21 protein-coding genes and 1 pseudogene are annotated in these 21,843 nt (G+C 69.7%); 7 read left to right on the forward strand and 15 right to left on the reverse strand.

Annotation, left to right across the window (positions count from 1 at the left end):
* Nucleotides 1-55 precede the first annotated feature (55 nt).
* A complete protein-coding gene (locus tag IEZ15_RS16530; protein WP_229845918.1) occupies nt 56-484 on the reverse strand; it encodes a MarR family transcriptional regulator in 429 nt (142 codons plus the stop codon).
* A 103-nt stretch (nt 485-587) separates the two neighbouring features.
* On the opposite strand from IEZ15_RS16530, the gene IEZ15_RS16535 reads away from it, so the two are divergent.
* A complete protein-coding gene (locus tag IEZ15_RS16535; RefSeq protein ID WP_189277598.1) occupies nt 588-1,445 on the forward strand; it encodes an alpha/beta fold hydrolase in 858 nt (285 codons plus the stop codon).
* 19 nt (nt 1,446-1,464) lie between these two features.
* On the opposite strand, the gene IEZ15_RS16540 is transcribed toward IEZ15_RS16535, so the two are convergent.
* A complete protein-coding gene (locus IEZ15_RS16540) occupies nt 1,465-1,824 on the reverse strand; it encodes an arsenate reductase family protein (protein ID WP_189277600.1) in 360 nt (119 codons plus the stop codon).
* A 120-nt stretch (nt 1,825-1,944) separates the two neighbouring features.
* Here IEZ15_RS16540 and IEZ15_RS16545 point away from each other — a divergent pair, with 120 nt between their 5' ends.
* A complete protein-coding gene (locus tag IEZ15_RS16545; RefSeq protein ID WP_093897585.1) occupies nt 1,945-2,214 on the forward strand; it encodes a hypothetical protein in 270 nt (89 codons plus the stop codon).
* Between the two features lie 83 nt (nt 2,215-2,297).
* Here IEZ15_RS16545 and IEZ15_RS16550 read toward each other — a convergent pair whose 3' ends face one another.
* Nucleotides 2,298-2,756 (reverse strand): hypothetical protein, encoded by a 459-nt coding sequence (locus IEZ15_RS16550; protein ID WP_189277602.1) that lies wholly within the window; start codon nt 2,754-2,756, stop codon nt 2,298-2,300.
* Nucleotides 2,757-2,923: 167 nt separating this feature from the next.
* On the opposite strand from IEZ15_RS16550, the gene IEZ15_RS16555 reads away from it, so the two are divergent.
* A complete protein-coding gene (locus IEZ15_RS16555) occupies nt 2,924-3,409 on the forward strand; it encodes a hypothetical protein (protein ID WP_229845919.1) in 486 nt (161 codons plus the stop codon).
* A 115-nt stretch (nt 3,410-3,524) separates the two neighbouring features.
* Here IEZ15_RS16555 and IEZ15_RS16560 read toward each other — a convergent pair whose 3' ends face one another.
* The 3 genes from IEZ15_RS16560 to glnA form a co-directional block, all read right to left on the reverse strand.
* On the reverse strand, nt 3,525-4,430 hold the full coding sequence (locus IEZ15_RS16560; RefSeq protein WP_189277604.1) for a helix-turn-helix transcriptional regulator: 906 nt from the start codon (nt 4,428-4,430) through the stop codon (nt 3,525-3,527).
* A 223-nt stretch (nt 4,431-4,653) separates the two neighbouring features.
* Nucleotides 4,654-5,526 carry a hypothetical protein gene (locus tag IEZ15_RS16565; protein WP_189277606.1) on the reverse strand — a complete coding sequence of 291 codons (873 nt, stop codon included), beginning with the start codon at nt 5,524-5,526 and terminating at the stop codon, nt 4,654-4,656.
* 502 nt (nt 5,527-6,028) lie between these two features.
* On the reverse strand, nt 6,029-7,438 hold the full coding sequence (gene glnA / locus IEZ15_RS16570) for a type I glutamate--ammonia ligase (RefSeq protein ID WP_189277608.1): 1,410 nt from the start codon (nt 7,436-7,438) through the stop codon (nt 6,029-6,031).
* 253 nt (nt 7,439-7,691) lie between these two features.
* On the opposite strand from glnA, the gene IEZ15_RS16575 reads away from it, so the two are divergent.
* Nucleotides 7,692-8,159 carry an RDD family protein gene (locus IEZ15_RS16575; RefSeq protein WP_114244167.1) on the forward strand — a complete coding sequence of 156 codons (468 nt, stop codon included), beginning with the start codon at nt 7,692-7,694 and terminating at the stop codon, nt 8,157-8,159.
* 106 nt (nt 8,160-8,265) lie between these two features.
* On the opposite strand, the gene IEZ15_RS16580 is transcribed toward IEZ15_RS16575, so the two are convergent.
* From IEZ15_RS16580 to lipB, 4 genes are all read right to left on the reverse strand, one after another.
* The gene (locus tag IEZ15_RS16580; RefSeq protein ID WP_189277610.1) at nt 8,266-8,973 is read right to left on the reverse strand and encodes a DUF4191 domain-containing protein; all 708 of its coding nucleotides are present in this window, start codon (nt 8,971-8,973) and stop codon (nt 8,266-8,268) included.
* Between the two features lie 19 nt (nt 8,974-8,992).
* Nucleotides 8,993-9,193, reverse strand: coding sequence for an SCO2195 family GlnR-regulated protein (locus IEZ15_RS16585; protein ID WP_114244165.1), 201 nt, complete (start codon nt 9,191-9,193; stop codon nt 8,993-8,995).
* Nucleotides 9,194-9,522: 329 nt separating this feature from the next.
* Nucleotides 9,523-10,488 carry a lipoyl synthase gene (lipA, locus tag IEZ15_RS16590; RefSeq protein WP_189277612.1) on the reverse strand — a complete coding sequence of 322 codons (966 nt, stop codon included), beginning with the start codon at nt 10,486-10,488 and terminating at the stop codon, nt 9,523-9,525.
* Nucleotides 10,489-10,620: 132 nt separating this feature from the next.
* Entirely contained in the window at nt 10,621-11,433 is an 813-nt protein-coding gene (gene lipB / locus IEZ15_RS16595; RefSeq protein ID WP_189277614.1) for a lipoyl(octanoyl) transferase LipB, read from the reverse strand.
* Nucleotides 11,434-11,695: 262 nt separating this feature from the next.
* On the opposite strand from lipB, the gene IEZ15_RS16600 reads away from it, so the two are divergent.
* Nucleotides 11,696-13,444 carry an NsdA family TPR-like regulatory protein gene (locus tag IEZ15_RS16600; protein ID WP_189277616.1) on the forward strand — a complete coding sequence of 583 codons (1,749 nt, stop codon included), beginning with the start codon at nt 11,696-11,698 and terminating at the stop codon, nt 13,442-13,444.
* A 118-nt stretch (nt 13,445-13,562) separates the two neighbouring features.
* Here IEZ15_RS16600 and IEZ15_RS16605 read toward each other — a convergent pair whose 3' ends face one another.
* The 4 genes from IEZ15_RS16605 to IEZ15_RS16620 all read right to left on the reverse strand — a co-directional run bounded on the left by IEZ15_RS16605 (nt 13,563) and on the right by IEZ15_RS16620 (nt 20,639).
* Entirely contained in the window at nt 13,563-15,815 is a 2,253-nt protein-coding gene (locus tag IEZ15_RS16605; protein WP_189277617.1) for an alpha-L-fucosidase, read from the reverse strand.
* 17 nt (nt 15,816-15,832) lie between these two features.
* The gene (locus IEZ15_RS16610; RefSeq protein ID WP_189277619.1) at nt 15,833-18,061 is read right to left on the reverse strand and encodes a family 20 glycosylhydrolase; all 2,229 of its coding nucleotides are present in this window, start codon (nt 18,059-18,061) and stop codon (nt 15,833-15,835) included.
* A 192-nt stretch (nt 18,062-18,253) separates the two neighbouring features.
* On the reverse strand, nt 18,254-19,567 hold the full coding sequence (locus IEZ15_RS16615; RefSeq protein ID WP_189277621.1) for an NAD(P)/FAD-dependent oxidoreductase: 1,314 nt from the start codon (nt 19,565-19,567) through the stop codon (nt 18,254-18,256).
* A gap of 172 nt (nt 19,568-19,739) precedes the next feature.
* On the reverse strand, nt 19,740-20,639 hold the full coding sequence (locus IEZ15_RS16620; RefSeq protein WP_189277624.1) for a TIGR01777 family oxidoreductase: 900 nt from the start codon (nt 20,637-20,639) through the stop codon (nt 19,740-19,742).
* Here IEZ15_RS16620 and IEZ15_RS16625 point away from each other — a divergent pair.
* Nucleotides 20,638-20,982 (forward strand): polysaccharide deacetylase family protein, encoded by a 345-nt coding sequence (locus IEZ15_RS16625; protein WP_189277626.1) that lies wholly within the window; start codon nt 20,638-20,640, stop codon nt 20,980-20,982. The genes IEZ15_RS16620 and IEZ15_RS16625 overlap by 2 nt on opposite strands.
* Nucleotides 20,966-21,133: pseudogene (locus tag IEZ15_RS44690) on the forward strand (GNAT family N-acetyltransferase); the annotation flags it as partial. The gene IEZ15_RS16625 and the pseudogene IEZ15_RS44690, both read left to right, overlap by 17 nt.
* Nucleotides 21,134-21,142: 9 nt before the next feature.
* On the opposite strand, the gene IEZ15_RS16630 reads toward IEZ15_RS44690, so the two are convergent.
* A complete protein-coding gene (locus IEZ15_RS16630) occupies nt 21,143-21,796 on the reverse strand; it encodes a TetR/AcrR family transcriptional regulator (RefSeq protein ID WP_189277628.1) in 654 nt (217 codons plus the stop codon).
* Nucleotides 21,797-21,843: the final 47 nt, after the last annotated feature.

Below are 21,843 nucleotides of genomic sequence, written 5' to 3' on the forward strand. Positions count from 1 at the left end.
TCCGAGTGGTGGGCGGGGGCAGGCTCACGGACTGTCCCCTCTGCCGTTTTGGCAGTCAGGGAACGATGGTGACCGCCTGGTGCGCGGCGGACAGGAAGCGCCTGACCGCGGCCGTCTCGCTCTCGTCGAACTCGCGCAGCACGGCCACCGTGTCGTCGATCAGCGGCCCGAAGAAGGACCGTCCCAGCTCCACCGCCCGTGGCGTCACGCTCAGCAGCACCCGTCGCCGGTCACGAGGATCACGCGTGCGTTCGAGGTGGCCCAGGCGCTCCAGGCGGTCGATGACCGAGGTGGTGCCCGCCGAGTTGAGGCCGAGCTGCGCGCCGAGCCATCCGGCGGTGGCGTCCGTACCGGCCCGCTCGGCGTCCAGCAGGCAGATCAGGGCCCGTACATCGGTGGAGTGCATGCCGTGCCGGGCCGCGAATTCGGCCTGGCGCAGACCGAATTCGACCGTCACCTTGCGCAGCAGATGGACGATCTCCATTTCGGGTCCTTGGCCGATCACCCTGGTCCCTCCCTCTCGACCCGCCGATATTATCTCGCTGAGCGAGATAATATCGGAAGGCATCCGACCGGGGAGGCATCCCATGTCCACCACCACGTCATTCCTCGCTGCGTACGACGCAGTCCTGACGGCCAAGTGGCCGGCCGGTACTCACAGCAGCCGGCTCCCCACCTCGTACGGCATCACCCACGTCAACAGTTGCGGCCCCGAGGATGCTCCGCCCCTGGTGCTGCTGGCCGGTGGCGGGTCCACCTCCACCGTCTGGTACGCACAGGCCGCCCACCTGGGCCGCACCCATCGAGTCCATGCCGTCGACCTCATCGGTGACCCGGGCCGCAGCGTTGCGGGGGAGCGCCCGATCCGTACGGTGGAGGACCTGACAGCGTGGCTCGACGCGGTGCTGGACGGCTTGGGAGCCGGCCGCAGCGCGCTGTGCGGGCATTCGTACGGGGCCTGGATCGCCCTCCACTACGCCCTGCACGCGCCGCCCCACCGGGTCCGGAAGCTGATCCTCCTCGACCCGACCCAGTGCTTCGCCGGCTTCCGGCCCGGCTATCTGCTGCACGCGCTGCCGATGCTGCTCCGCCCCGGCGCGAAACGGACGCGGACCTTCCTGGAGTGGGAGACAGGCCGCGCCGCGCTCGACCGGACGTGGCTGCGACTGCGCTGCGCGGCAGCCGACTTCCCGTCCGTCCGTCCCGTCACCGGACCCCGCCCCGAACCCGAGGCCCTGGGCGCACTGGACGTGCCGACCCTGATCCTGCTTGCCGAACACAGCCGGGCCCATGACCCGGCCCGCGTCGCCGCCGCGGCGGCCCGGCTGCTTCCGCACGCGCGGACGGCGACGATTCCCGGTGCGACGCACCACACCCTGCCGCTGCACGAGCCGACGGCCGGCGAACTGAACCGCAGGATCGAGGACTTCCTGATGACCCGGTAGCTCTCGCCGCGAGGGGTGCTCAGCGTTTCATGGCGTCCCGTACCGCCTCGTCCGTGCGCGCCACGACGGCGGTGCCGTCGTCCGCCGTGATGATCGGCCGCTGGATCAGCTTCGGATGCCCGGCGAGGGCCGAGATCCACCGTTCCCTCGAACCGGCCTCGCGCGGCCACTCCTCGAGTCCGAGCTCCTTCGCGTCCGCTTCCTGCGTCCGCGTGATGTCCCACGGCTCCAGCCCGAGCCGGTCGAGCACGGCCCGGATCTCGTCCGGTGACGGCACATCCTCCAGATAGCGGCGGACGGTGTACTCGGCGCCCTCCGCATCGAGCACCTGCACTGCGCTGCGGCACTTGGAACAGGCGGGATTGATCCAGATCTCCATGGGGCCAACGATACGGGAGGGACAGTGCGAAAGCCCTTCTGGCCAGGGGTGATTGTCAGTGGTGGACCGTAAAATGGAGGTAGTTCGTGAGGGTTTCACGACCGTGCCAGGAGGTTGCCCATGGCCGTTGCCGCAGTCACGACCAAGCCGCTCCACAAGCCCCTGCAGAAGAAGCCGCTCCCCGCGGGCCGGCCCCGCGAGTGGTATGTCTCCCACAACCGCCGCCTGAAGGCCATGCGCCTGGCGATCGCCCTGCTCGACACGGGCGTCTACTACCCGTCGACCGCGACCAACGACAAGATACGTACGACTGCCGAGCGCATCGGCATCCACCCGCCGTCCGACACGACCTGCCGCATGGTCCGCGCCCTGATCCGCTACGGCCGCTGACGGCTGACCATCGACTGCTCACGCACGCGAAGCCTGTGCCTCCGGAAATCCCGGGGGCACAGGCACGTACGACCGCACCCGGCTCAGAACCCGCTGCAGATGGCGGTGGCAAAGGCCCCGGACGCCGAGGCCGTCCGGACGGTCCCGTCGTCCACCGTCACGGCGCAGGCGACCTCGCCACCCGATTCCCCGAGCGTGACGGCGAAGGAGCCGCCCTTCATGAAGCCCTTGGTCTTCAGCTCCCCGGTCCACGGCAGCGTCCTCAGTGTCAGCCGTGCGGTCGACAGGTCGCCGTCCTGCCAGGTGGGGTAGGTGACGTCGACGTCCTTGGCGGTGCCGGTGACCTCGTACGTGATCCACAGGGGCTTCGTCCCCTCCCTCGACAACTCACCGGCGACCACCGCGACGGCCGCGGCACCACCACACGCCAGTACCAGCACGACGACCAGCGCCACCCAACGCCACTGCCACGGCCGACTGGGCTGTGGCTGCGGCTGGGGCCATGGCTGGTCCGGGACACTGCCCGGGTCCTGGTCGCTCATGCCACCAGACTCGGCCGTCGCCCGGTACGCCGCGACTCCACGGGGCAGCCGCTCCCTGACGTACGACGTTCGCGCCGGCCCGGTCCATCACCCGTCCGGCGTGCACGGCATGCGGCCCCGCCCGCGGCCCCTTTGACTGGGGCGATGGGCCAGTACCGGGAGGCACGATGACGAGGAAAGCCGCAGGAGGTCTGTGGGCCGTACTGCTGACGACTGCCGTGATGTCGACGGCCGCCGCGTGTTCCGACGACGGCGGCAAGGCCTCCAGCACGGCGTCCAAAGCCGCGTCCGCCGCGGCGTCGGTGGCATCCAGGGGTTCCGATGTGGTGGCTTCGGCGACGGCGGCCGCAGGCGAGAAGCTGAAGGGCTTCAAGAACGGTGTGAACGCCAAGGGCGACGTCAGGCTGGGCTCGCCGAGCACCGGCCACGACGGCCGCGCCACCGCGAAGGTCACGGTGACGAACAGCGCCGACTCGGCGAAGTCGTACGCCGTGCAGATCAACTTCCGCGACCCGAGCGGCAACCTGCTCGACACGGTGGTGGTGACGGTCGACGACGTCGGCCCGAAGGCCTCCAAGGACGCCACGGCCCGCAGCAACCGCAAGCTGTCGGGCGACATCAAGGCCGACGTGGGAACCGCACTGCGACACTGATCGCAGATTGCGCAACAACCGCCTCCACTTCACGGGCAGTTACCCTGCTGCTCACCCAGCAGGCGGCGCTGCTCGGCCGCTGCGGGTGCGTACGCATCCCTGCCAGGCAGCCCCGTCAGTAATGGTTGTTGTTCCGCCGTTCCATTGAGGCCGGCCTCCGAAGCGCGGACCACGGCGGAGTCTGCACCCGGTGAGGCCGGCAGGAAAGCGCCGTCAGCTTGTTCTCGGTGCCGGTGCCGGGTTGCGGGATCTCGAGAATGATCCGTCGATCCGAGCAGTCGTCGACAATGAGCGCGCTCTCCTCCAGCACCATACGGCCGACGAAAGGATGGCGCACTTCCCGAGCGGTGGCATGGTGCCTCTCGATTTCGTGCTGCTGCCACCAATTGCGGAATTCCTGGCTGCTCTGGCTCAGCTCACCGACCAGTGTGGTGAACCACGGTTCGTGGACGTACAAACCGGTGGCCGCGCGGAACTTGGCCAGTATGGATCGGGCGCTCGGCTCCCAGTTCTGAATCAGTTCATGCATATAGCCGCCGAAGAACAGCCACAGCATGTGACGGTGTTCAGGGGGGATTTTGATGAGATCGCCGTAGACATCGGTTCTTGCCTGGTTCCAGGCAAGAATGTTGAATCGGGGACCGAGAACGAATGCCGGATGCGGATGCTGGCTGTCCAGGATGCGCTGGAGTGCCGGAGACACACCGTCCGCGGGAACGCTCGCGCTGGAACGGGCGTCACTGTTCGCCAAGGCCAGGAGATAGTCGCGCTCGTCGGCGCTGAGGCGAAGGGCTTCGGCCAACGAATTGAGGACCTGATCGGAGACCCGGATGTTCCGGGCCTGTTCGAGGCGGGTGTACCAGCAGGCGCTGATCCCCGCAAGGTCGGCGACGTCTTCCCGCCGCAGGCCCGGGGTTCGCCGCGATGCTCGTGACGGAAGGCCGACCTCTTCCGGCTGAAGGGCCAGCCGTCGTGTTTTGAGGAAGTCCGCGAGCTGCGCTCGCCGTTGGTCGCAATTCATCCGTTGTCCCCTCTGCTGGGCGACTACTGCGGATGGTCATTACCTGGGACCTCTGCTCCCAGGATAGTCGGTTTCCGGATGCGCGCTCTGCGACGTGTGGTCGCCGGTGCTGCAACGCCGCAGGGCCCGGTGCTGCGGCGTTGCAGCACCGGGCCCTGGTTACGTCCGGTCAGACCACAAAGGGTCCGGCAGCGAGCTGACAGACCCTTCATGTGGGGTTGAGTCAGCGGATTGCGGTGTTTTGCTGGCCCTGTGCCTGGCCCACCTGCTCGCCGAGGAGATTGTTGATCCCGGTCTGCTGGACCCCTCGCCCTTCTTCGCGGTTACCCTGCCCATGCTTCTTGCCCTGCTCCTGCTTCTGGGTCTGGCCCTGGCCCTGGGTCGTCTGGCCCTGGGTCTGACCCTGGCCCTGGCCTTGGGTCGTCTGGCCTTGGGTCGTCTGGCCCTGGGTCTGGCCGGCCGGGACTCCCGACCGAAGCTGCGCCAGCATCGCCGAGCAGCCGACAGTGGCTGCCACCTTGTTGTTGAATCCGGTGGCGTAATCCGCCCGGAAGGCCGCGCTCTTGTCGGCGTTGTTCTTGAACAGGTCGACCTTCTGCCTGCACGTTGCGTCGCCGTCGTTCTCCCCGGCGGCGAGCGCCTGTTCCCGATCGGCGGTGCCCGGAACCTGTGTGCCGGTTCCAGGGGGGACCTGCGTGCCCGTCGTCTCGGCCGGTTTGACAAGGTTCAGGCACGCCAGTTGGTTCAGGCCTCCGACGGCTGTAACAGCGTCGTTGGCCCCGACCACCGCTCGTGTGCTGGCAAATCCACCGGCATCTGCAGTGGCCCTGGCGATCGTGCGCTTCCCGCTGCTGAAGTCGACATTCTCCCCAGCGGTGAAACCGTTGGCGGTAAGGCTCTGGCTCTCAAAGGGGCCTTCTTTTCCTGTGATCGAACAGGTGGCCGTCGGAACGGTCGAAGGCTGCGAAGCGGCCCCCGATGCTGTGCTCTTGCCAGGAGTTGAGGCGTGCGCCTCGGCGGACATTGCTGGTGCCAGCGCGAGTGACGCACCCAGCGGGACGCCGACCAGGGCGAGAATTCGCTTCTTTCCGTGCATGAGATTCCCCTTTGTGATGGGTCCGTGCATGGAAAGCGTTGCATCAGGGCTGATGCACAACAAGAGACCACTTATCCTGGGAGTGGCAGTGTCAGGTTTATCCCGTGCGGTTGCGAATTCGGGGGCGACGCATTACTCGTCCAGGGAGAATGGCCTGGCCGCGACCACTGGGAGGGCGGTTGATTCCGTCCTCCCCCATCCAATCGGGTGACGCCCGATCGGTCATCGCGCGGGGCGCGTTCGCGTCCCGTGCTCCCCGACACCGCTGCCATGCACGGGAGTTCGGGGTCACCGGTGAAGAACGCGGCCTTCGATGCCATGGCCGAGTTCGGTGAGCGCCGGACCGGCGGATCAAAAAAGAACAGGCCGGGGTAGGCCCCGGCCTGTTCTCCTTCACCGTCACGGTGCGGCTCGCCCGGCTGAAGGCCGCCGGCCGGGCCGCAGTGGACCCGACCACGCCGAACGCCGCCCGCTGGGGGCCCGGCGAGGCCGACCCAGCGGTTTAGAGGTCGAAGTACAGCTCGAACTCGTGCGGGTGCGGACGCAGCTGGATCGGGGCGATCTCGTTGGTGCGCTTGTAGTCGATCCACGTCTCGATCAGGTCGGACGTGAAGACGCCGCCGGCCTGCAGGTACTCGTTGTCCGCCTCCAGCGCCTCCAGGACGGCCGGGAGGGAGGTCGGGACCTGCTGGACGTTCGCGTGCTCCTCGGGAGCCAGCTCGTACAGGTCCTTGTCGATCGGCTCGGCGGGCTCGATCTTGTTCTTGACGCCGTCGAGGCCGGCCATCAGCAGAGCGGAGAAGGCGAGGTAAGGGTTGGACGACGGGTCCGGGGCGCGGAACTCGACGCGCTTGGCCTTCGGGTTCGAGCCCGTGATCGGGATACGCATGGCGGCCGAGCGGTTGCGCTGCGAGTACACCATGTTGACCGGGGCCTCGAAGCCGGGGACCAGGCGGTGGTACGAGTTCACCGTCGGGTTGGTGAAGGCCAGCAGCGACGGGGCGTGCTTGAGGATGCCGCCGATGTAGTAGCGGGCGATGTCCGAGAGGCCCGCGTAGCCCTGCTCGTCGTAGAACAGCGGGTCGCCGCCGGCCCACAGGGACTGGTGGACGTGCATGCCCGAGCCGTTGTCGCCGAAGATCGGCTTCGGCATGAAGGTCGCGGTCTTGCCGTTGCGCCAGGCGACGTTCTTCACGATGTACTTGAAGAGCATCAGGTCGTCGGCCGCGGCGAGCAGCGTGTTGAACTTGTAGTTGATCTCCGCCTGGCCGGCGGTGCCGACCTCGTGGTGCTGGCGCTCGATCTGAAGGCCGCTCTTCTCCAGCTCCAGGGACATCTCGGCACGCAGGTCGGCGAAGTGGTCGACCGGCGGGACCGGGAAGTAGCCGCCCTTGTAGCGGACCTTGTAGCCGCGGTTGTTCACTTCCGACCCGGTGTTCCAGGCGCCGGCCTCGGAGTCGATGTGGTAGAAGCTCTCGTTCGCCGAGGTCTGGAAGCGGACATTGTCGAACACGTAGAACTCGGCCTCGGGGCCGAAGTACGCGGTGTCGGCGATGCCCGTGGAGGTGAGGTACGCCTCGGCCTTCTTGGCCACGTTCCGCGGGTCACGGCTGTACTGCTCGCCCGTGATCGGGTCGTGGATGAAGAAGTTGATGTTGACGGTCTTGTCGCGGCGGAACGGGTCGACGCGGGCGGTCGACAGGTCCGCGCGCAGCGCCATGTCGGACTCGTGGATGGCCTGGAAGCCGCGGATCGACGAGCCGTCGAAGGCAAGCTCGTCGGCCGGTTCGAAGGTTGCCGCCGGTACGGTGACGTGCTGCATCACACCGGGCAGGTCACAGAACCGGACATCGATGAACTTGACGTCTTCGTCGGCGATGTACTTCTTCGCGTCGTCGGCGTTCTGGAACATCCAACTCCTCCTACTCCCGGCCCGGGAGGGACGGGGTTGCAGCTCGTGGTGCGGCCGGTGCGGTGGCACACGCTGGACCCGACCATAGGCAGACCGGATTTCTCAAGCATGACCCATTTGTTTCGCAGAAGTTAACCGAGCCGGGTGTGAGCGGCACCTCGTGGCCGGTCCGTGGCCCCTGTTCCTGCCGGGCGGGAGCCCGCAGCGGCCCCCGCCCGGCAGGGCGCGCGGGCGGGCGCAGTACCGTGGTCGGGTGGACAATAGGCAAGCAATCGGATCGTGGCTCTCCGGGCCGCGCGCGGCCGCCGAGGAGATGGGGGCCGACTTCGGCCACCGGGGCAAGCGGCTCGGTCTGCCCGAGCACGGGCCGGGATCCGTGGCGCCGCTCGGCCGGCGTTTCGGTGCGCTCTTCATCGACTGGGCCCTGTGCATGGTGATCGCATACGGGCTGTTCGCTCGCGGTGACCAGCAGGCGGCCGGGAACTGGGCGCTCGGCGTCTTTCTCGTGCTGAGTGTGCTCACCGTCGGGACCCTCGGCTGCACGCCCGGCAAGCGCCTCATGGGCATCAGGGTCGTCGCCGAGAACGGCGGCCGGCTCACTTTCGGGCGGGTGATCGTCCGGAGCGTGCTGGTGTGTCTGGCGATTCCGGCCCTGGTCTGGGACCGCGACGGCCGGGGCCTGCACGACCGGCTGGCCCGCGCTGTTCAGGTGCGTATCTGAACCGAGGACGGATACCGCAGACGGCATGAGAAGAGGGCGGGCTGCGAACCGAACCGGTTCGCAGCCCGCCCTCTTCGCGCGTACAGCGGATATGTACGAGGAAGCGTCAGCGCATCTTTCCGCCGCGCGGCATCCGCATGCCCTTCGGCATCGGGCCCTTGGGCAGCGGCATGTTGCTCATCAGGTCGCCCATCGCGCGCAGCCGGTCATTGGCGGCCGTCACCTGCGGGCCGGCCAGGACGCGCGGCAGCTTCAGCATCTTGGTGCGCACCTTCTTGAGCGGCACCTGGCCCTCGTCGTTGCCGACGACGATGTCGTGCACCGGCACGTCGACCAGGATGCGCGCCATCTTCTTCTTCTCGGCCGCGAGCAACAGCTTCACCCGGTTCGGGTTGCCCTCGCCGACCAGGACGATGCCCGCCTTGCCCACGGCGCGGTGGACGACGTCCTGGCTGCGGTTCATCGCGACCGCAGGGGTCGTGGTCCAGCCACGGCCCACCCGGTCCAGCACTGCCGCCGCAGCGCCCGGCTGTCCCTCCATCTGCCCGAAGGCCGCGCGCTCGGCACGCCGTCCGAAGACGATCGCCATCGCGAGGAGGGCCAGCACGAAGCCCAGGATGCCCAGGTAGATCGGGTGGTCGATCAGAAAACCGACCGCGAGGAGGACACCGAAGGTGACGATTCCCACACCCGCGACGACAAGACCGATCTTGGAGTCGGTCCGCCGGGTCATCTTGTAGGTCAGGGCGATCTGCTTGAGCCGCCCCGCGTTCTCGGCGCTGTTCGCGCCTTCAGTGTTTGCCTTCCTCGCCATGTACGGAAGTTTACGTGGCTCAGGAACGGTGGTCGGCCGCGGCCTCCAGTACGTACTCGGTCTCGACCCGGTCCTTTGCCCGGCGCCGGTCCTCCAGGACGGCTGTCCAGGCGTTGCGGCGGGCGGTGCGCTGGCCGCTGCTCAGCAGCAGCGACTCGACGGCACGGAGAGCATCGGTGACGGAAGGGATGGCGGTGGCGCGTACCGGCACGGCCTGCATCGTGGAAATCTCCTCGGAGCGGATGTGCGGACTGAGTTGCGTGGACTCAGCTGCCCGGGCCGATCTGCCCGGGACTGCGTTGCGCGAAGTGGGTGGCGTGCGCTGGGTGCGGGAAGCAGGGGTGGTAGCGGCCCGCAGAGTCGCTGCGCCGTTGCACCCAGCGTCATTGCTCGGTGTTACCAGCGCATGACCGGTCGGTCAAACACCAATGAAACCTTGATATGAGCGCAGCGCACGCCGACGCGGCCCATACGCGCCCTCGACCTGCGAGGAGCGTATGGGCCGCGTCGAATCAGCTATTACCGCTCGGTAGCTTCTTGTGCTCGGATTCACACAGTGGGCGCCGCTGCTACGGCGCCGCGCCGCTCGATCGCCTGCTGGAAAAGGCGCCCGGCGCGGTACGAGGAACGGACCAGCGGCCCGGACATCACGCCGGAGTAGCCGATCTCGTCGGCCTCCTCCTTGAGCTCCACGAACTCGTGCGGCTTCACCCAGCGCTCGACCGGGTGGTGGCGCACGGAGGGCCGCAGGTACTGCGTGATCGTGATGAGCTCGCAACCCGCGTCGTACAGATCCTGGAGCGCCTCGCTGACTTCCTCGCGGGTCTCGCCCATGCCGAGGATCAGGTTGGACTTGGTCACCAGGCCGGCCTCGCGGGCCCGCGTGATGACGTCCAGGGAGCGCTCGTAACGGAAACCGGGGCGGATCCGCTTGAAGATCCGCGGCACCGTCTCGACATTGTGCGCGAGCACCTCGGGGCGCGAGGAGAAGACCTCGGCGAGCTGCTCGGGCACCGCGTTGAAGTCGGGGATCAGCAGCTCGACCTTGGTGCGGCCGGCCTCCCGGTCCGCGGTCAGCGCGTGGATCTGGCGCACGGTCTCCGCGTACAGCCAGGCACCGCCGTCCTCCAGGTCGTCGCGTGCGACGCCGGTGATGGTGGCGTAGTTCAGGTCCATCGTGACGACGGACTCGCCGACCCTGCGGGGCTCGTCCCGGTCCAGCGCCTGCGGCTTGCCCGTGTCGATCTGGCAGAAGTCACAGCGCCGGGTGCACTGGTCGCCGCCGATGAGGAACGTGGCCTCGCGGTCCTCCCAGCACTCGAAGATGTTGGGGCAGCCGGCCTCCTGGCACACCGTGTGCAGACCCTCGCTCTTCACGAGCTTCTGCAGCTGGTTGTACTCGGGGCCCATCTTCGCCCGGGTTTTGATCCACTCGGGCTTGCGCTCGATGGGGGTCTGGCTGTTCCGGACCTCAAGGCGCAGCATCTTGCGCCCGTCGGGTGCGACAGCGGACACTCCGGCACTCCCCTTTGCTTTCACTGCATTGGATTCTTCGGCGAACACCAGGGTACGCCCGTGGTTCAAACGGCTTTACGTCTGGCCAACCTGTGGCCGGCAGGGCCTATTCCCCGCCGGGTGTCCAGGCTGTCATGCCGTGGCCACGGCATCCGACGGGCGCTCGATGGTGCGCGGGGCGAGCTGCGCGTTCTCCAGGATGTCCTTGAGGTGCTTCTCGACGACCGGGAGCACCTCCGCGATCGCGATGTCGCGACCCAGTTCGTACGCGAGTGACGTGACGCCCGCGTCCCGGATGCCGCACGGCACGATGCGGTCGAACCAGGTGTTGTCCGGGTTCACATTGAGCGAGAAGCCGTGCATGGTCACGCCCTTGGCCACCCGGATGCCGATCGCGGCCAGCTTGCGGTCCTCGCGGCGCTGCCCGGCGTTGGACGGGGCGTACTCGGGGCCGTTCAGCCGCGGGTCGAATTCCTCGTCCTGCAGCCGCGGGTCGAAGTCGAGGGAGAGGCCGCCGATCGACGGACGGTCCTCGACCGGGTCGCCGAGGACCCAGACCCCGCTGCGGCCCTCGACCCGGGAGGTCTCCAGCCCGAATTCGGCGGCGGTACGGATCAGCGCGTCCTCCAGCCGGCGGACATGCGCGACGACATCCACCGGGCGGGGCAGCTTCTGGATCGGGTAGCCGACCAGCTGTCCGGGACCGTGCCAGGTGATCTTCCCGCCGCGGTCCACATCGATGACCGGGGTGCCGTCCAGCGGGCGCTCACTGTCGGTCGTGCGCCGCCCCGCCGTGTAGACGGGCAGGTGTTCCAGCAGCAGACAGGTGTCCGGGACGGTGTCCTCGAATCTGGCCGCGTGCACCTCGCGCTGCTTCTGCCAGGCCTCCTGGTAGTCGACGGCTTCCTCGCCGAATCCCAGCCGGACGAACCGAAGCTCAGTCACGACAGATGCCTCCCTACTCGCGGTGCCGGGGCCGGGGGTGCCCGGAGCCACGCCACCATGCACTGAATCAGCCCCGAGCCACTGTACGACCGGACTCCGGGCGGTGGCCCAGCAGGTCGTTCCCGTCAGCGCCACCCCCAATCCTCACACGATCGGATGAAAGTGAAGTGAAGGCGCCTGCGACCGCCGCAGAGGCCGCTAAATTCACGCCGTTCCATTAGGGCTGCCCGCCCGGCCCCGAAGGCAGGAGACCGTACAGCTGATGTCGGAACGACCTCCGCAGCGCACCCCCAACCGCCGACTCGCCTCGCTCATCACCGAGGCCGGCTTCTCCAACGCCGGCCTCGCCCGCAGGGTGGACCAACTCGGCCTGGAACACGGCCTCGACCTGCGGTACGACAAGACTTCCGTGACCCGCTGGCTGCGCGGCCAGCAGCCGCGCGGAACCACCCCCGCGCTGATCGCCGAGGTCTTCACCCGGCGGCTCGGGCGCCGCCTCTCCGCGCAGGACCTGGGCCTCGACTCATGTGCCCCTGTCTACGCGGGCCTGGAGTTCGCGGCCACGCCCGCCGAGGCGGTCGACATCGTCAGCGGACTGTGGCGGAAGGACTCGGGCAGCCAAGCGGAGCTGCGCAAGATCGCCTTCACCCCGGCCGGGCTCGTCGTCCCCAGCAGGGACTGGCTGATCGGCCGGGCCGATGAGTGGGTGGGACGGGGGAGCGAGTCCTCGCCCCCGGTGCCGGGCGGCGCCGGTGGTGCTCGCGCGGCTGGTGGGCTCGGCAGGTCCGGCGGGGCCTCTGGGGCCGCGGGGGCTCCAGGGGCCGCTGAGGCCGGCGGTTCGGCGCGGCCCGGCGGTCCCGGCGGGGCGCGCGGGATCGGGGCACAGGGGTTGCACGGGTCGCACTGGCCCGGCGGCAGTGGGTACGGTGCGACGGGGGCGTCCGGCGTCAGTGGCCGCGGCGCGGTCCGTGGGCCCGTACCGTCCCGGCCTTCCGGACCGCCCGCGCCACCCGGGTCCCCAGCACCCTCGACCGCTCCCGCCTCCCTGGGAACAGGGCTGTCGGGCGCCCCCGGCGTCCCCCGGCAACGGCAGAGCGACCGCCTCCCCGGCCAACGGGTCAGCAGCGGTGATGTCGCCGCCCTGCGTTCGGTCGGCGAACTCTTCCGTGCCCTCGACAACGCCTACGGCGGCGGCCACGCCCGGCAGGCCCTCGTCCGGTATCTGGAGCACGAGACGGAGCCGATGCTTCGTGGGACCTACGGGGAGGCCACCGGGCGCCGGCTCTTCTCCGCCGTCGCCGATCTGACCCGGCTGGCGGGCTGGACCTCGTACGACATCGCGGCCCACGGCCTGGCCCAGCGGTACTTCGTCCAGGCGCTGCGGCTCGCCCAGGCCGCGGGGGACCGTGCGTACGGCGCTTACGTCCTGATCACCATGAGCCGGCAGGCGGTCTACCTCGGGCACGGCAGGGAAGCCGTACAGCTGGCCCGCGTCGCCCAGCAGGGCATCGGATCGGCGCCGCCCGTCGTCCAGGCCCTGCTGCACGCCGTGGAGGCACGCGGTCACGGGGTGCTCGGCGATGCGAGGCTCTGCACCGGCTCGCTCGCACGGGCGGAACGCGCGCTGGAGACCACCCGCACCGGGGACGAGGCGCCGCACTGGGCGCGGTACTTCGACGAGGCCCAGCTCGCCGACGAGTTCGGCCACTGCCACCGGGATCTGCAGCAGTACCGGGCCGCGGCGCAGCACGCCGAGCGCTCCCTCCAGCTGCGCGCCCCGGCGTACGCCCGCAGCAGGCTCTTCTGCCGGGTGGTGCTGGCCTCCGCGCGGCTCGGACTCGGTGAGCTCGACCAGGCGTGCGCGCTCGGCGCCGAGGCCGCCCAGCAGGCGGCGGAGATGCGGTCGGTACGGGCGACGGAGTACGTACGGGACTTCGAGCGACGTCTGGAGCCGTACCGGGACGCGGCCGCGGTACGGGGATACCGCGAGCGGGTCGCGGCCCTCGGGTGATCTCCCCGGTGTGACCACGGGCGACTCCTGTGCGTGAATCCTCCGCGCCGCAGCACGGGGGGTGGCCCGGACCGGAAGCGATTCGGTCCGGGCCACCACCCGTTTCGGCAGGGCTCGCTCAGTGCCCGCGCACCTCGACCTCCGCCAGCGACAGCGGGTTGGTGCCGGACGTCAGCTGCACGCGGACGTACCTGCCGGAGGTGCCCGCCGGGAGCTGCACGGTGGACGGCCGTCCGGCCTGGCCGGTGACATGCACCGCCGCCACACCGGGTGCGGTCCGTGCCTCATCGAGTCCGTCGGCCGTGATCGGGGTGTCCGAGGTCAGGACCCAGAAGTCCTTCAGCCGGTCGGAGCAGCAGTCGGTGCGGTTCCAGATGTCGACTGCGGACAGTGACTTCGAGGCGCCCAGGTCGACCTGCCACCACGCCTGCGACGAGGGCTCCGCGGTGTGGGTCACCGAGCCCGACCCGAAGGAGCCGTCGGTGTTCCCGTCGACGGCGCGGGAGGCAGGGGCGTCCCACGCGGTGCTCTTCTGGGTGGCCGGCTTGTTCCGGGCGAGGTTCTCCGGGGCCACCGTGACCTTGACCGCCGTGGTGGTCGTGAGACGGCCGTGGCGCAGGGTGATGTTCAGTGTGTACGTACCGGGAGCCGCGGACGCGGGCGGCGTCACGGTGAACGGGACCTTCGCGTCCGCGCCCGGCGCCAGCGGGTGCACCCGGGTGGCTGCCGGAGTGACGGTCCAGCCCTCGGGTCCGGACAGCCCGACCCCGGTCCCGGATGCACGTGTGCGGGCGGTGTTGGTGAGGGTCAGGGTGCCGTCGGCGGCGCGCCCGGGGTTGAGTTCCTTGGGCAGCTCGGTCCTCGTGCGGACGAGGGTGTTCACGCCAGGGGTGGTGACCTTGAAGACGTACGCGCTCGTGCTCCTGGTGGCCGACGCCCCGTCCTTCGGCGTCTCGACGATCACGCGGCCCGCGTCGTCCTTGTGCCAGGGCAGTGCGCTGCCGTCCGAACCGAGCAGCGTGATACGGGAGCCGGCGGCGACGGGCGTGTCGGCACCGAGGGTGAGTTCGGCTCCGGGCCACTCCAGAGCGGTCGCGTACAGCGTGCCGTCCTTCACCGTGTAGCGGACCTTGTCGTCGCCGGACGGCTCCTCGGCGTGGTGCCAGTAGGTCGTCCCGTAGATCGCCTCACCGTTGATCTTCAGCCAGGCCCCGATGTCGAGCAGCCGCTGCTGCTGGATCTCGGGGATGGTGCCGTCGGCGCGCGGGCCGATGTCGAGCAGCAGATTGCCGTTCTTGCTGACGATGTCGGTGAGCGAGTCGATCAGCTGGTCGGAGGTGAGGTGGTCCTCCTCGGGCTCGTTCTGGTTGTAGCCGTAGGAGTGCGCGATGCCCCGGCTCGCCTCCCACTTGTTCGGGTCGATGTCCGGCTTGACCGTGTACTCGGGTGTCTGGAAGTCGAGTTCCTTGCTGTCCAGCGCACCGGTTTCGATCTTGCAGCGGTTGGCGACCGCGACTTCCTTCGGGTGCGCCCGGTTCTTCGCGCGGTTGTAGTAGTCGGCGATGACGGGCGCGGTCTTCCAGTACGACGCGGGTCTGTCCCACTGCCCGTCGCACCAGATGATGTCGGGATCGTACTGATCGACCAGCTCGTTCAGTTGCGGGACCATGTAGTCGCCGACGTAGTCCTTGACCGACGGGGCTCCGGTGTACGGGACTTCGGCTCCGGTGTACGGGTTGCGGACCGGGCTGCCGGTGTACGACGGGTTGTACCACTCGTACAGCGAGTAGTAGAAGCCCGCCTTCAGCTGCCCGCCCTCGGTGTCCTTGCGCGCCGCCTTGAACAGGTCGCCCGCCAGGTCGCGCTTCGGGCCGAGGTTTACGGTGTCGCGGCCGCTGACCTTGCTGTCGAACAGTGCGACGCCTTCATGGTGCTTGGAGGTCAGCACGAAGTATTTGGCACCGGCATCCTTGAACAGCTTCACCCAGGCGTCCGGGTCGTACTTCTCGGCCTTCCACCGGCCGATGAAGTCGTCGTAGTTCGCGGCCGTGCCGTAGGTGTCCTTCTGGTGGGTGTTGGTGGCGCTGCCCTTGCTGTTCATGTAGTTCCAGTACCACTCGGCGTAGCTGCCGCGCGGGCCCCAGGCGGGCACCGAATAGGCGCCCCAGTGGATGAAGATGCCGAACTTGTCGTCGTTGAACCACGTCGGCGTCGGGTGGCTGTTGAGGGACTCCACCGTCGGCTCGTAGTCCTTCGACGGGGGTTCGGGCGCGGCGGAGGCCGGGGTGGTCAGGAAGCCGGCGAGGGCCGCCAGAGCCGTCGCTCCGACGAGTCTGGTACGGGTACGGGTACGGGTACGGGTGCGGGTCACTGCGGGTTCCCTTCGGGTCAGCGGTCGTAGTGCGCGTAGTCGGCCCGGACCTGTTCGGGGCTCAACGCCTCGTCCCAGGTGGTGACTTCGTCGAGATCTCCGCGCAGCCCGGCCTTCTCGGTGCCGATCGAGCGCAGCGGGAGCGCAATGGACGCGTCGATGGTGCCGACGCGCTCGCCGTTCGCGTACAGGGTGGTGCGGCCCGGCTCGGTGACCCAGGTCAGCTGGACCCACTGGTTCAGCGGCAGGGTGTAGTCGAAGCTGTGGTCGGCCGCGCCGTAGCCGGTGAAGCCGACCTTGCCGGTGCCCCGCTGCTGGAGTTTGAGCGCGCCGGCCTTCGAGCTGAGCAGCACCTGGTCACTGGTCCTGCCCGTCGTCCTGACCCAGCCGGAGACGGTCCACGGCTCGGTCAGGTCGAGGCCGCCGAAGCCCACCCCGTCGCGGTCGCTGTCGAAGCGCCAGGCCTGGCCGCTCACCCCGTCCGGGACCGGAGTGGGGTTGTCGATGATGTACGAGGTGCCGGGCAGGTTCCCCGCGGTGTCCTCGGCGAAGATCGTGTTGCCGGGGCTGCCGGCCCACGTCCAGCCGCTCGGGTAGGAGGCCTGGTCGAAGGTCCAGTGGTGGCTCGGGCGGCCGTCGTCGACCCGGGGTGTCACCGGGTCGGGCCGCAGGCCGGGCGGGTCGCCGAGCCGGGCGACCAGCGTCCGGAAGTCCTGCACGGTGTCCGGGGTGGCGGAGGCGTTCCAGGAGCGGTCCGCCATGATCGCGCGGGCGGTGGCCATCTGTTGCTCGAAGTAGCCGTCGTCGGCCCAGAAGTTGTAGTCGGCCCAGTTCATCAGACCGGATCCGAGGAGATCCGGTGCGGTGCTGGGCACCCAGGAGTCGTACATCCACGGCTCGTCGGGGTACAAGTGGTGATAGTTGTTCGGCGTGTCGTAGAACGGGCCGATGGCGATCTCGTCGTGGCCGGGGATGACGGGTTCGGTGCCGGTCCCCTCCCAGGTCAGGAACACCACGGGCGCGTGGACCTGCTGCTGGGGTGCGGCGAGGTGCTCGGAGCCGTTGTAGATCGCGGTGCGCTTGCCGTGCTCGGCGACGACGTCGTCGAGGGTGTTGATGTAGCCGTTCAGCAGGTCACCGAGGGTGCTGGTGTCCGGATCGGCGGCGAGATGGTTCTTGACGCGGGGGCAGTTGGCGAGCTGGCCGGGCAGCTCGTCGGCGCCGATGCTGAACAGCGGGGCGTCGAACCAGCCGGCGAACTCGTCCACGATCCGGCGGGTCGTCGCGACCGCCTTCTCGCTGGTGAGGTCGACCATCCAGTTCGGTGTGAGGTGCGAGTGGGTGTGTGCCCGGGTGCACGGTTCGGGGCCGTCGCCGAAGCCGATTCCGAAGGCGTCGGTGATCACGGTCGCGTGTCCGGGCACGTCGATACCGGGCATCACCTGCACGTGATAGCGGGCGGCGACGCGCTTCAGCCGCTCGATGTCGGCGCGGTCGTAGCTGTGCGCGGGGTCCGCGAGTCCGGGGAACTCCGGGCTGAAGAGACGGAAGCCCTCGGAGTCGGAGAACTGCAGGAACAGGGTGTTGAGCTTCTGGTCGGCCATCCGGCGGACCAGCTTCTCCAGGTACTCCGGCTGCCAGTACTTGCGGCCCGCGTCGAGCATGGTCATCCGGACCGGCTGGGCGGGACGGTCGGTGGAGCGGGCCTTCGGCACGGTCAGGTGACCGGGGGCGGTGCGCAGCAGCTGCAGGAGCGTACGCGTCCCGTAGAACAGGCCGTGGGTGGAGGCGGCTTCGATGTGGACGGTGTCCGTGCTCTCGAACCGGTAGCCCTCCGCGCCCAGTGCCCCGTGCTCGGTGAGCGTCAGCACGATGTCGCCGGTCCGCGCGTGCCGGATGTCGCTGCTGACGGTCGGAGTGACCCCGCTGACCTGGGCCACCTCCGTACGCAACTGCTTGGCCAGGTCCTGCACGGACTGCCGTGCGGGGCCCGGGAGTTCGGCCCGTCCGGTGGGGAGTGCGGTCGTGGACCGGGACCGGGGGTCCACCAGGATGCGGGTCTTCGCCGACAGCTGTGTGTGGCCGCCGAGGCCGGTCCACCGGGTCGGTCCGGGGACAACGGGAGGCCCTGGAGCGGCCGTTGTGGCGCTTGTGCTCGACGCGGGTTCGTCCGGAGGCTCGTTGGCCACCGCGACGGGAGAGATAGATCCGATGACTAGAGCTGTGAGGAGCGGCAGAATGGGCATGATTCGGCGCACTACGGTCTCCTGAAGTCCGGCTTCGCCAGGACCGTAGCGGTAGACGTATTGCACGACAAGGGTGTTTGCGGGAGTGGTGTGGACCACTCCCGGAAACGGGAGGTGGGACGAGAGATCCGATCTGTAAGGAGTGTTGGGGGTTGAGATCGGCCTGTCGGGGCAGGATGTGCGCGGGCGGGCTCAGGCCGCTTCGCGCAGCTCCGCCTCCAGGTGGCCGGGCCGGACGCCCAGATCGCCGAGGATGGCGTGCGCCGCGCGGCGGCCCGAGAGCAGGGCGCCCTGCACCGTGCTCGTGTCCCGGTGGTCGCCGCACACGTACAGCCCGGCGAGCAGCCGGACCGGGCGGCGCAGATCGTGCGGGGGTGGCATGGCGGGTACCGCCTCCGGGTCGTGGTGGGCGGTCAGCAGCTCCCAGTCGTCCGTGGGGGTGCCGTACAGCGAGGCGAGGTGGGCGCGGACCGACCGGTCGAGGTCGGGCGGCGGGGTGCCGAGCACCGTCGATGTGATCAGGGTCCGGCCGTGCGGGGCGCGCGAGGGGTCGACCTCGCTCATCACGCAGGTGTGCGCGACCGGGCCCGAGCGGTCGGCGTCCAGCAGCAGTGAGGCGCCGGTCGGCGGGGGAGCGGGGGCGGTGTGGTGCAGGACCGTCACCGGATGGAAGGGCGGCACCCGCAGACCGGGGAGCAGCTCGGCCGCGGCGCTCGCGCCGGTGGCCAGCAACAGGGAACGGCAGCCCAGTTCACCGTGTTCCTTGGTGCGTACGGAGGTGATGCCGGCGGTGGTGACATGGACGCCGGTCCGTACGGTGCCGGGCGGCAGGGCCGCCGCCAGCAGCTCGGGCAGCGTGGCCGAGCCGCCGGACGGTACGCACAGTCGGCCGCGTGCGTAGCCGCGCAGGGCGAGATCGGCGCAGCGGCTCGATGCGGTGAGCCCGGGGTCGCTGAGCAGCGCCGTGAGCAGCGGGCGCAGAAAGCCGTTGACCGTACGGGACGGCAGGCCGCGGCTGGACAGGGCGGCGAGCGCGGTCTGTTCCGGCCGGGCCAGGATGCGGGACGCCGGGGTGGTGGCGAGCCGGGCCAGGGCGGCGCCGAGCCGGGCCTGGTCGATCGGCCCGCCCATCGGCGGGCGGGGGGCGCTCGCCAGGGCGCGTGCTGCCTTGAGTGCGCCCCGTGCGCTCCGTGTGTGCCGTACGTCGCCGGTCCGGTACTGGCGGCCCTCGCTGTGGACGAGGACCCCCGGTGCGAAGTTCCTCAGCAGGAGCCCTTCGAGGCCGGGCGCGGTGCGCAGTTCCGGGTACGAGGTGTTGAGGAGCGGGCCGACGTGGTCGAGCCGGAACCCGTCCACCTCTTCGGTGGTCATCCGGCCGCCGACGCGTGGGCCGGCCTCCAGAACGCTGACGCTGACCCCTGCACTGGTCAATTGATGGGCTGCTGACAGGCCGGCGATCCCGGCACCGATGATGACGACGTCCGCGTGGTGTGCCGTGCTGAGCACGTGCCCCTCCCCGAGTCGGCGCAACTGCTGGGAGGCTCTTGCCCCCAACAGGCCCCCGGAATGCCCGAGTTCGCCACGAGGCTAGGAGGGGGGCCGGTTCGGGCACAGTCGCGCGCGGCCCGGGGCACCGTTGCACGGGGTCGCACATCCGTGTGAATTCGACCGTTCGTGGTCAGCGCAGCGCCGCGCGAATGGCGCCGTCGATGCCGGGGAAGGCGAAGGTGAACCCCGAGTCCAGCAGCCGTGCGGGCAGCACCCGTTGGCTGCCCAGCACGTCCTTCGCGAAGTCCCCGAGGGCGATCCGGAGCGCGGGCGCCGGGACGGAGAACAGCGTCGGACGGTGCAGCACGCGCCCCATTGCGGCTGTCACCTCGCCGTTGGTCACGGGGTCGGGGCCGGTCAGGTTCACCGGTCCGGACAGCGACTGCGTGTCGAGGAGGTGCCGCAGGGCCGCGATGTGGTCGTGCAGCGCGATGAAGCTCCAGTACTGGCGCCCGTTGCCGAGCCGCCCGCCGAGCCCCGCCCGGAACAGTGGGAACAGGCGCCCCCAGGCCCCGCCCTCCCGGGCGACGACCAGACCCGTGCGCGCGTACACCGTCCGGATACCTGCCGCTGCCGCCGGGGCCGCGGCAGCCTCCCAGTCCACGCAGACGGACGGCAGGAAGCCCGTGCCGTGCGGCGCGCTCTCGTCGACCGCGCGGTCCCCGGTGTCGCCGTAGTAGCCGATGGCCGACCCGCACAGCAGCACCTTCGGCGGTACGCCGAGGGAGGCCACCGCCTCGGCGATCGCCGCTGTGCCCAGCACCCGGCTGTCCCGGATCTCCCGCTTGTACTCCTCCGTCCAGCGGTGGTCGCCGACCCCGGCGCCGGCGAGATGGACGACGGCGTCGCAGCCGACCAGGCCCGCTCCGTCGACGTAACCCCTCTTCGGGTCCCACTCGACCTCGTCCCCGGCGCGCGCCGGGTGCCGGACCAGGCGCACGACCTCGTGCCCGTCGGCCCGCAGCGAGCGCACCAGCGCGGCTCCGATGAGTCCGGTGGATCCGGTGACAGCGATACGGGAGTACACCATGGCCCCATCCTGCCGCAGCGGCGCAGGGGGCGCCTCGCCCGTATCACTCATCACGCCCGAATCACTCGAACAGCAGTTGCAGGGCGACATCCCGGTAGTGGCGCACATGCCGCAGCGTGCAGACCGCCGCCGCCTCGCTGTCCGCCGCGGTGATGGCGGCGGCAACCGGTACGTCGACGACCTGCCGCCCGTGATGTCCGACAAGCACGCGCACAACAGCCGGGGGTACGTGGGCCCGCGTCAGCCGGAACAGGACCGGCGCGACCGGTTCGACGGGGTCCGCCGTGAGCTCGACTGCGCGGTTCTGCCCATCACCCTGCACGTTCGCGGCGGCGCGGAGTGACGGGGCGAACCGGATGACGCTGCGGGGGCTCGGGCACGACGCACCCGCGCGGGCGTCGCAGGAGTCGGAGGGGTTCGGCGTCGAGGGTGTGCTGCCCGGCGAGTTCTTTCTGGGCGGACGTTACGCCGACGACGTGATGACGGGCCGCTCGCCGGCGTCGTCACGCCTTGTTTTCCGCTCGGCCCTTGAACAGTCGCATGCCACCCATGAGTTCATGGAGGCAGCGCACCGCCAGATCGGAAGGTGAGCCGGGCCCGCTCGTCGGCGCGTCCGTCTCCGCCCAGGCTTCCAGCGCGACGCGTACCGCGTCCGTGGCGGCGGCTGCGGCGAGCCGGACCTCCAGCGGGTCCGCCCCGTCGCCCGCCAGCCGGGTCAGCACCGGCAGCAGCCGTTCCTCCGAATCCTGATTGACCCGGTACCAGACGGCACGCAACGCCGGGTCCGCCACCGCCGCCCGCAGCAGCCCGCGCGTCCAGCCGAGCTGTTCGGCGGCGTCCGCGCCCGGCACCCGGAGCGCCTCGGTGACCGCCTGCTCCAGCACCCCGGCGAGCGCATCCCCCGGCTCGGCCGCCTCCAGCAGCGCCCGCCAGCGCTCGGCGCCGCCGGAGAGCAGTGGGCCCACCGCGTCCTGCTTGGAGCGGAAGTACCGGTAGAAGGTACGCAGCGCCACGCCCGCCCGATGGGCGATGTCCTCCGCCGTGGTGCCTTCGGGCCCGCGCTCGGCGAAGAGCGCGGCGGCGGCGCGCGCGATGTCCAGCTGGGTTGCGGCCTTACGGCGTTCGGTGAGGGACGGCTGACTCGGCTCGGTGCTCATTCCCAGGAGATTACCCCGGCCGGGGAGAGGTGTGCATGAAATGACGT

This window comes from Streptomyces atratus (assembly GCF_014648655.1).
GTDB classification, from domain to species: domain Bacteria; phylum Actinomycetota; class Actinomycetes; order Streptomycetales; family Streptomycetaceae; genus Streptomyces; species Streptomyces atratus.

Coding starts and splice junctions, on each gene's coding strand:
- IEZ15_RS16530 (WP_229845918.1), bottom strand. CDS start 484: ATGGAGATCGTCCATCTGCTGCGCAAGGTGACGGTCGAATTCGGTCTG.
- IEZ15_RS16535 (WP_189277598.1), top strand. CDS start 588: ATGTCCACCACCACGTCATTCCTCGCTGCGTACGACGCAGTCCTGACG.
- IEZ15_RS16540 (WP_189277600.1), bottom strand. CDS start 1,824: ATGGAGATCTGGATCAATCCCGCCTGTTCCAAGTGCCGCAGCGCAGTG.
- IEZ15_RS16545 (WP_093897585.1), top strand. CDS start 1,945: ATGGCCGTTGCCGCAGTCACGACCAAGCCGCTCCACAAGCCCCTGCAG.
- IEZ15_RS16550 (WP_189277602.1), bottom strand. CDS start 2,756: ATGAGCGACCAGGACCCGGGCAGTGTCCCGGACCAGCCATGGCCCCAG.
- IEZ15_RS16555 (WP_229845919.1), top strand. CDS start 2,924: ATGACGAGGAAAGCCGCAGGAGGTCTGTGGGCCGTACTGCTGACGACT.
- IEZ15_RS16560 (WP_189277604.1), bottom strand. CDS start 4,430: ATGAATTGCGACCAACGGCGAGCGCAGCTCGCGGACTTCCTCAAAACA.
- IEZ15_RS16565 (WP_189277606.1), bottom strand. CDS start 5,526: ATGCACGGAAAGAAGCGAATTCTCGCCCTGGTCGGCGTCCCGCTGGGT.
- glnA (WP_189277608.1), bottom strand. CDS start 7,438: ATGTTCCAGAACGCCGACGACGCGAAGAAGTACATCGCCGACGAAGAC.
- IEZ15_RS16580 (WP_189277610.1), bottom strand. CDS start 8,973: ATGGCGAGGAAGGCAAACACTGAAGGCGCGAACAGCGCCGAGAACGCG.
- IEZ15_RS16585 (WP_114244165.1), bottom strand. CDS start 9,193: ATGCAGGCCGTGCCGGTACGCGCCACCGCCATCCCTTCCGTCACCGAT.
- IEZ15_RS16600 (WP_189277616.1), top strand. CDS start 11,696: ATGTCGGAACGACCTCCGCAGCGCACCCCCAACCGCCGACTCGCCTCG.
- IEZ15_RS16610 (WP_189277619.1), bottom strand. CDS start 18,061: ATGCCCATTCTGCCGCTCCTCACAGCTCTAGTCATCGGATCTATCTCT.
- IEZ15_RS16625 (WP_189277626.1), top strand. CDS start 20,638: ATGGCCCCATCCTGCCGCAGCGGCGCAGGGGGCGCCTCGCCCGTATCA.
- IEZ15_RS16620 (WP_189277624.1), bottom strand. CDS start 20,639: ATGGTGTACTCCCGTATCGCTGTCACCGGATCCACCGGACTCATCGGA.
- IEZ15_RS16630 (WP_189277628.1), bottom strand. CDS start 21,796: ATGAGCACCGAGCCGAGTCAGCCGTCCCTCACCGAACGCCGTAAGGCC.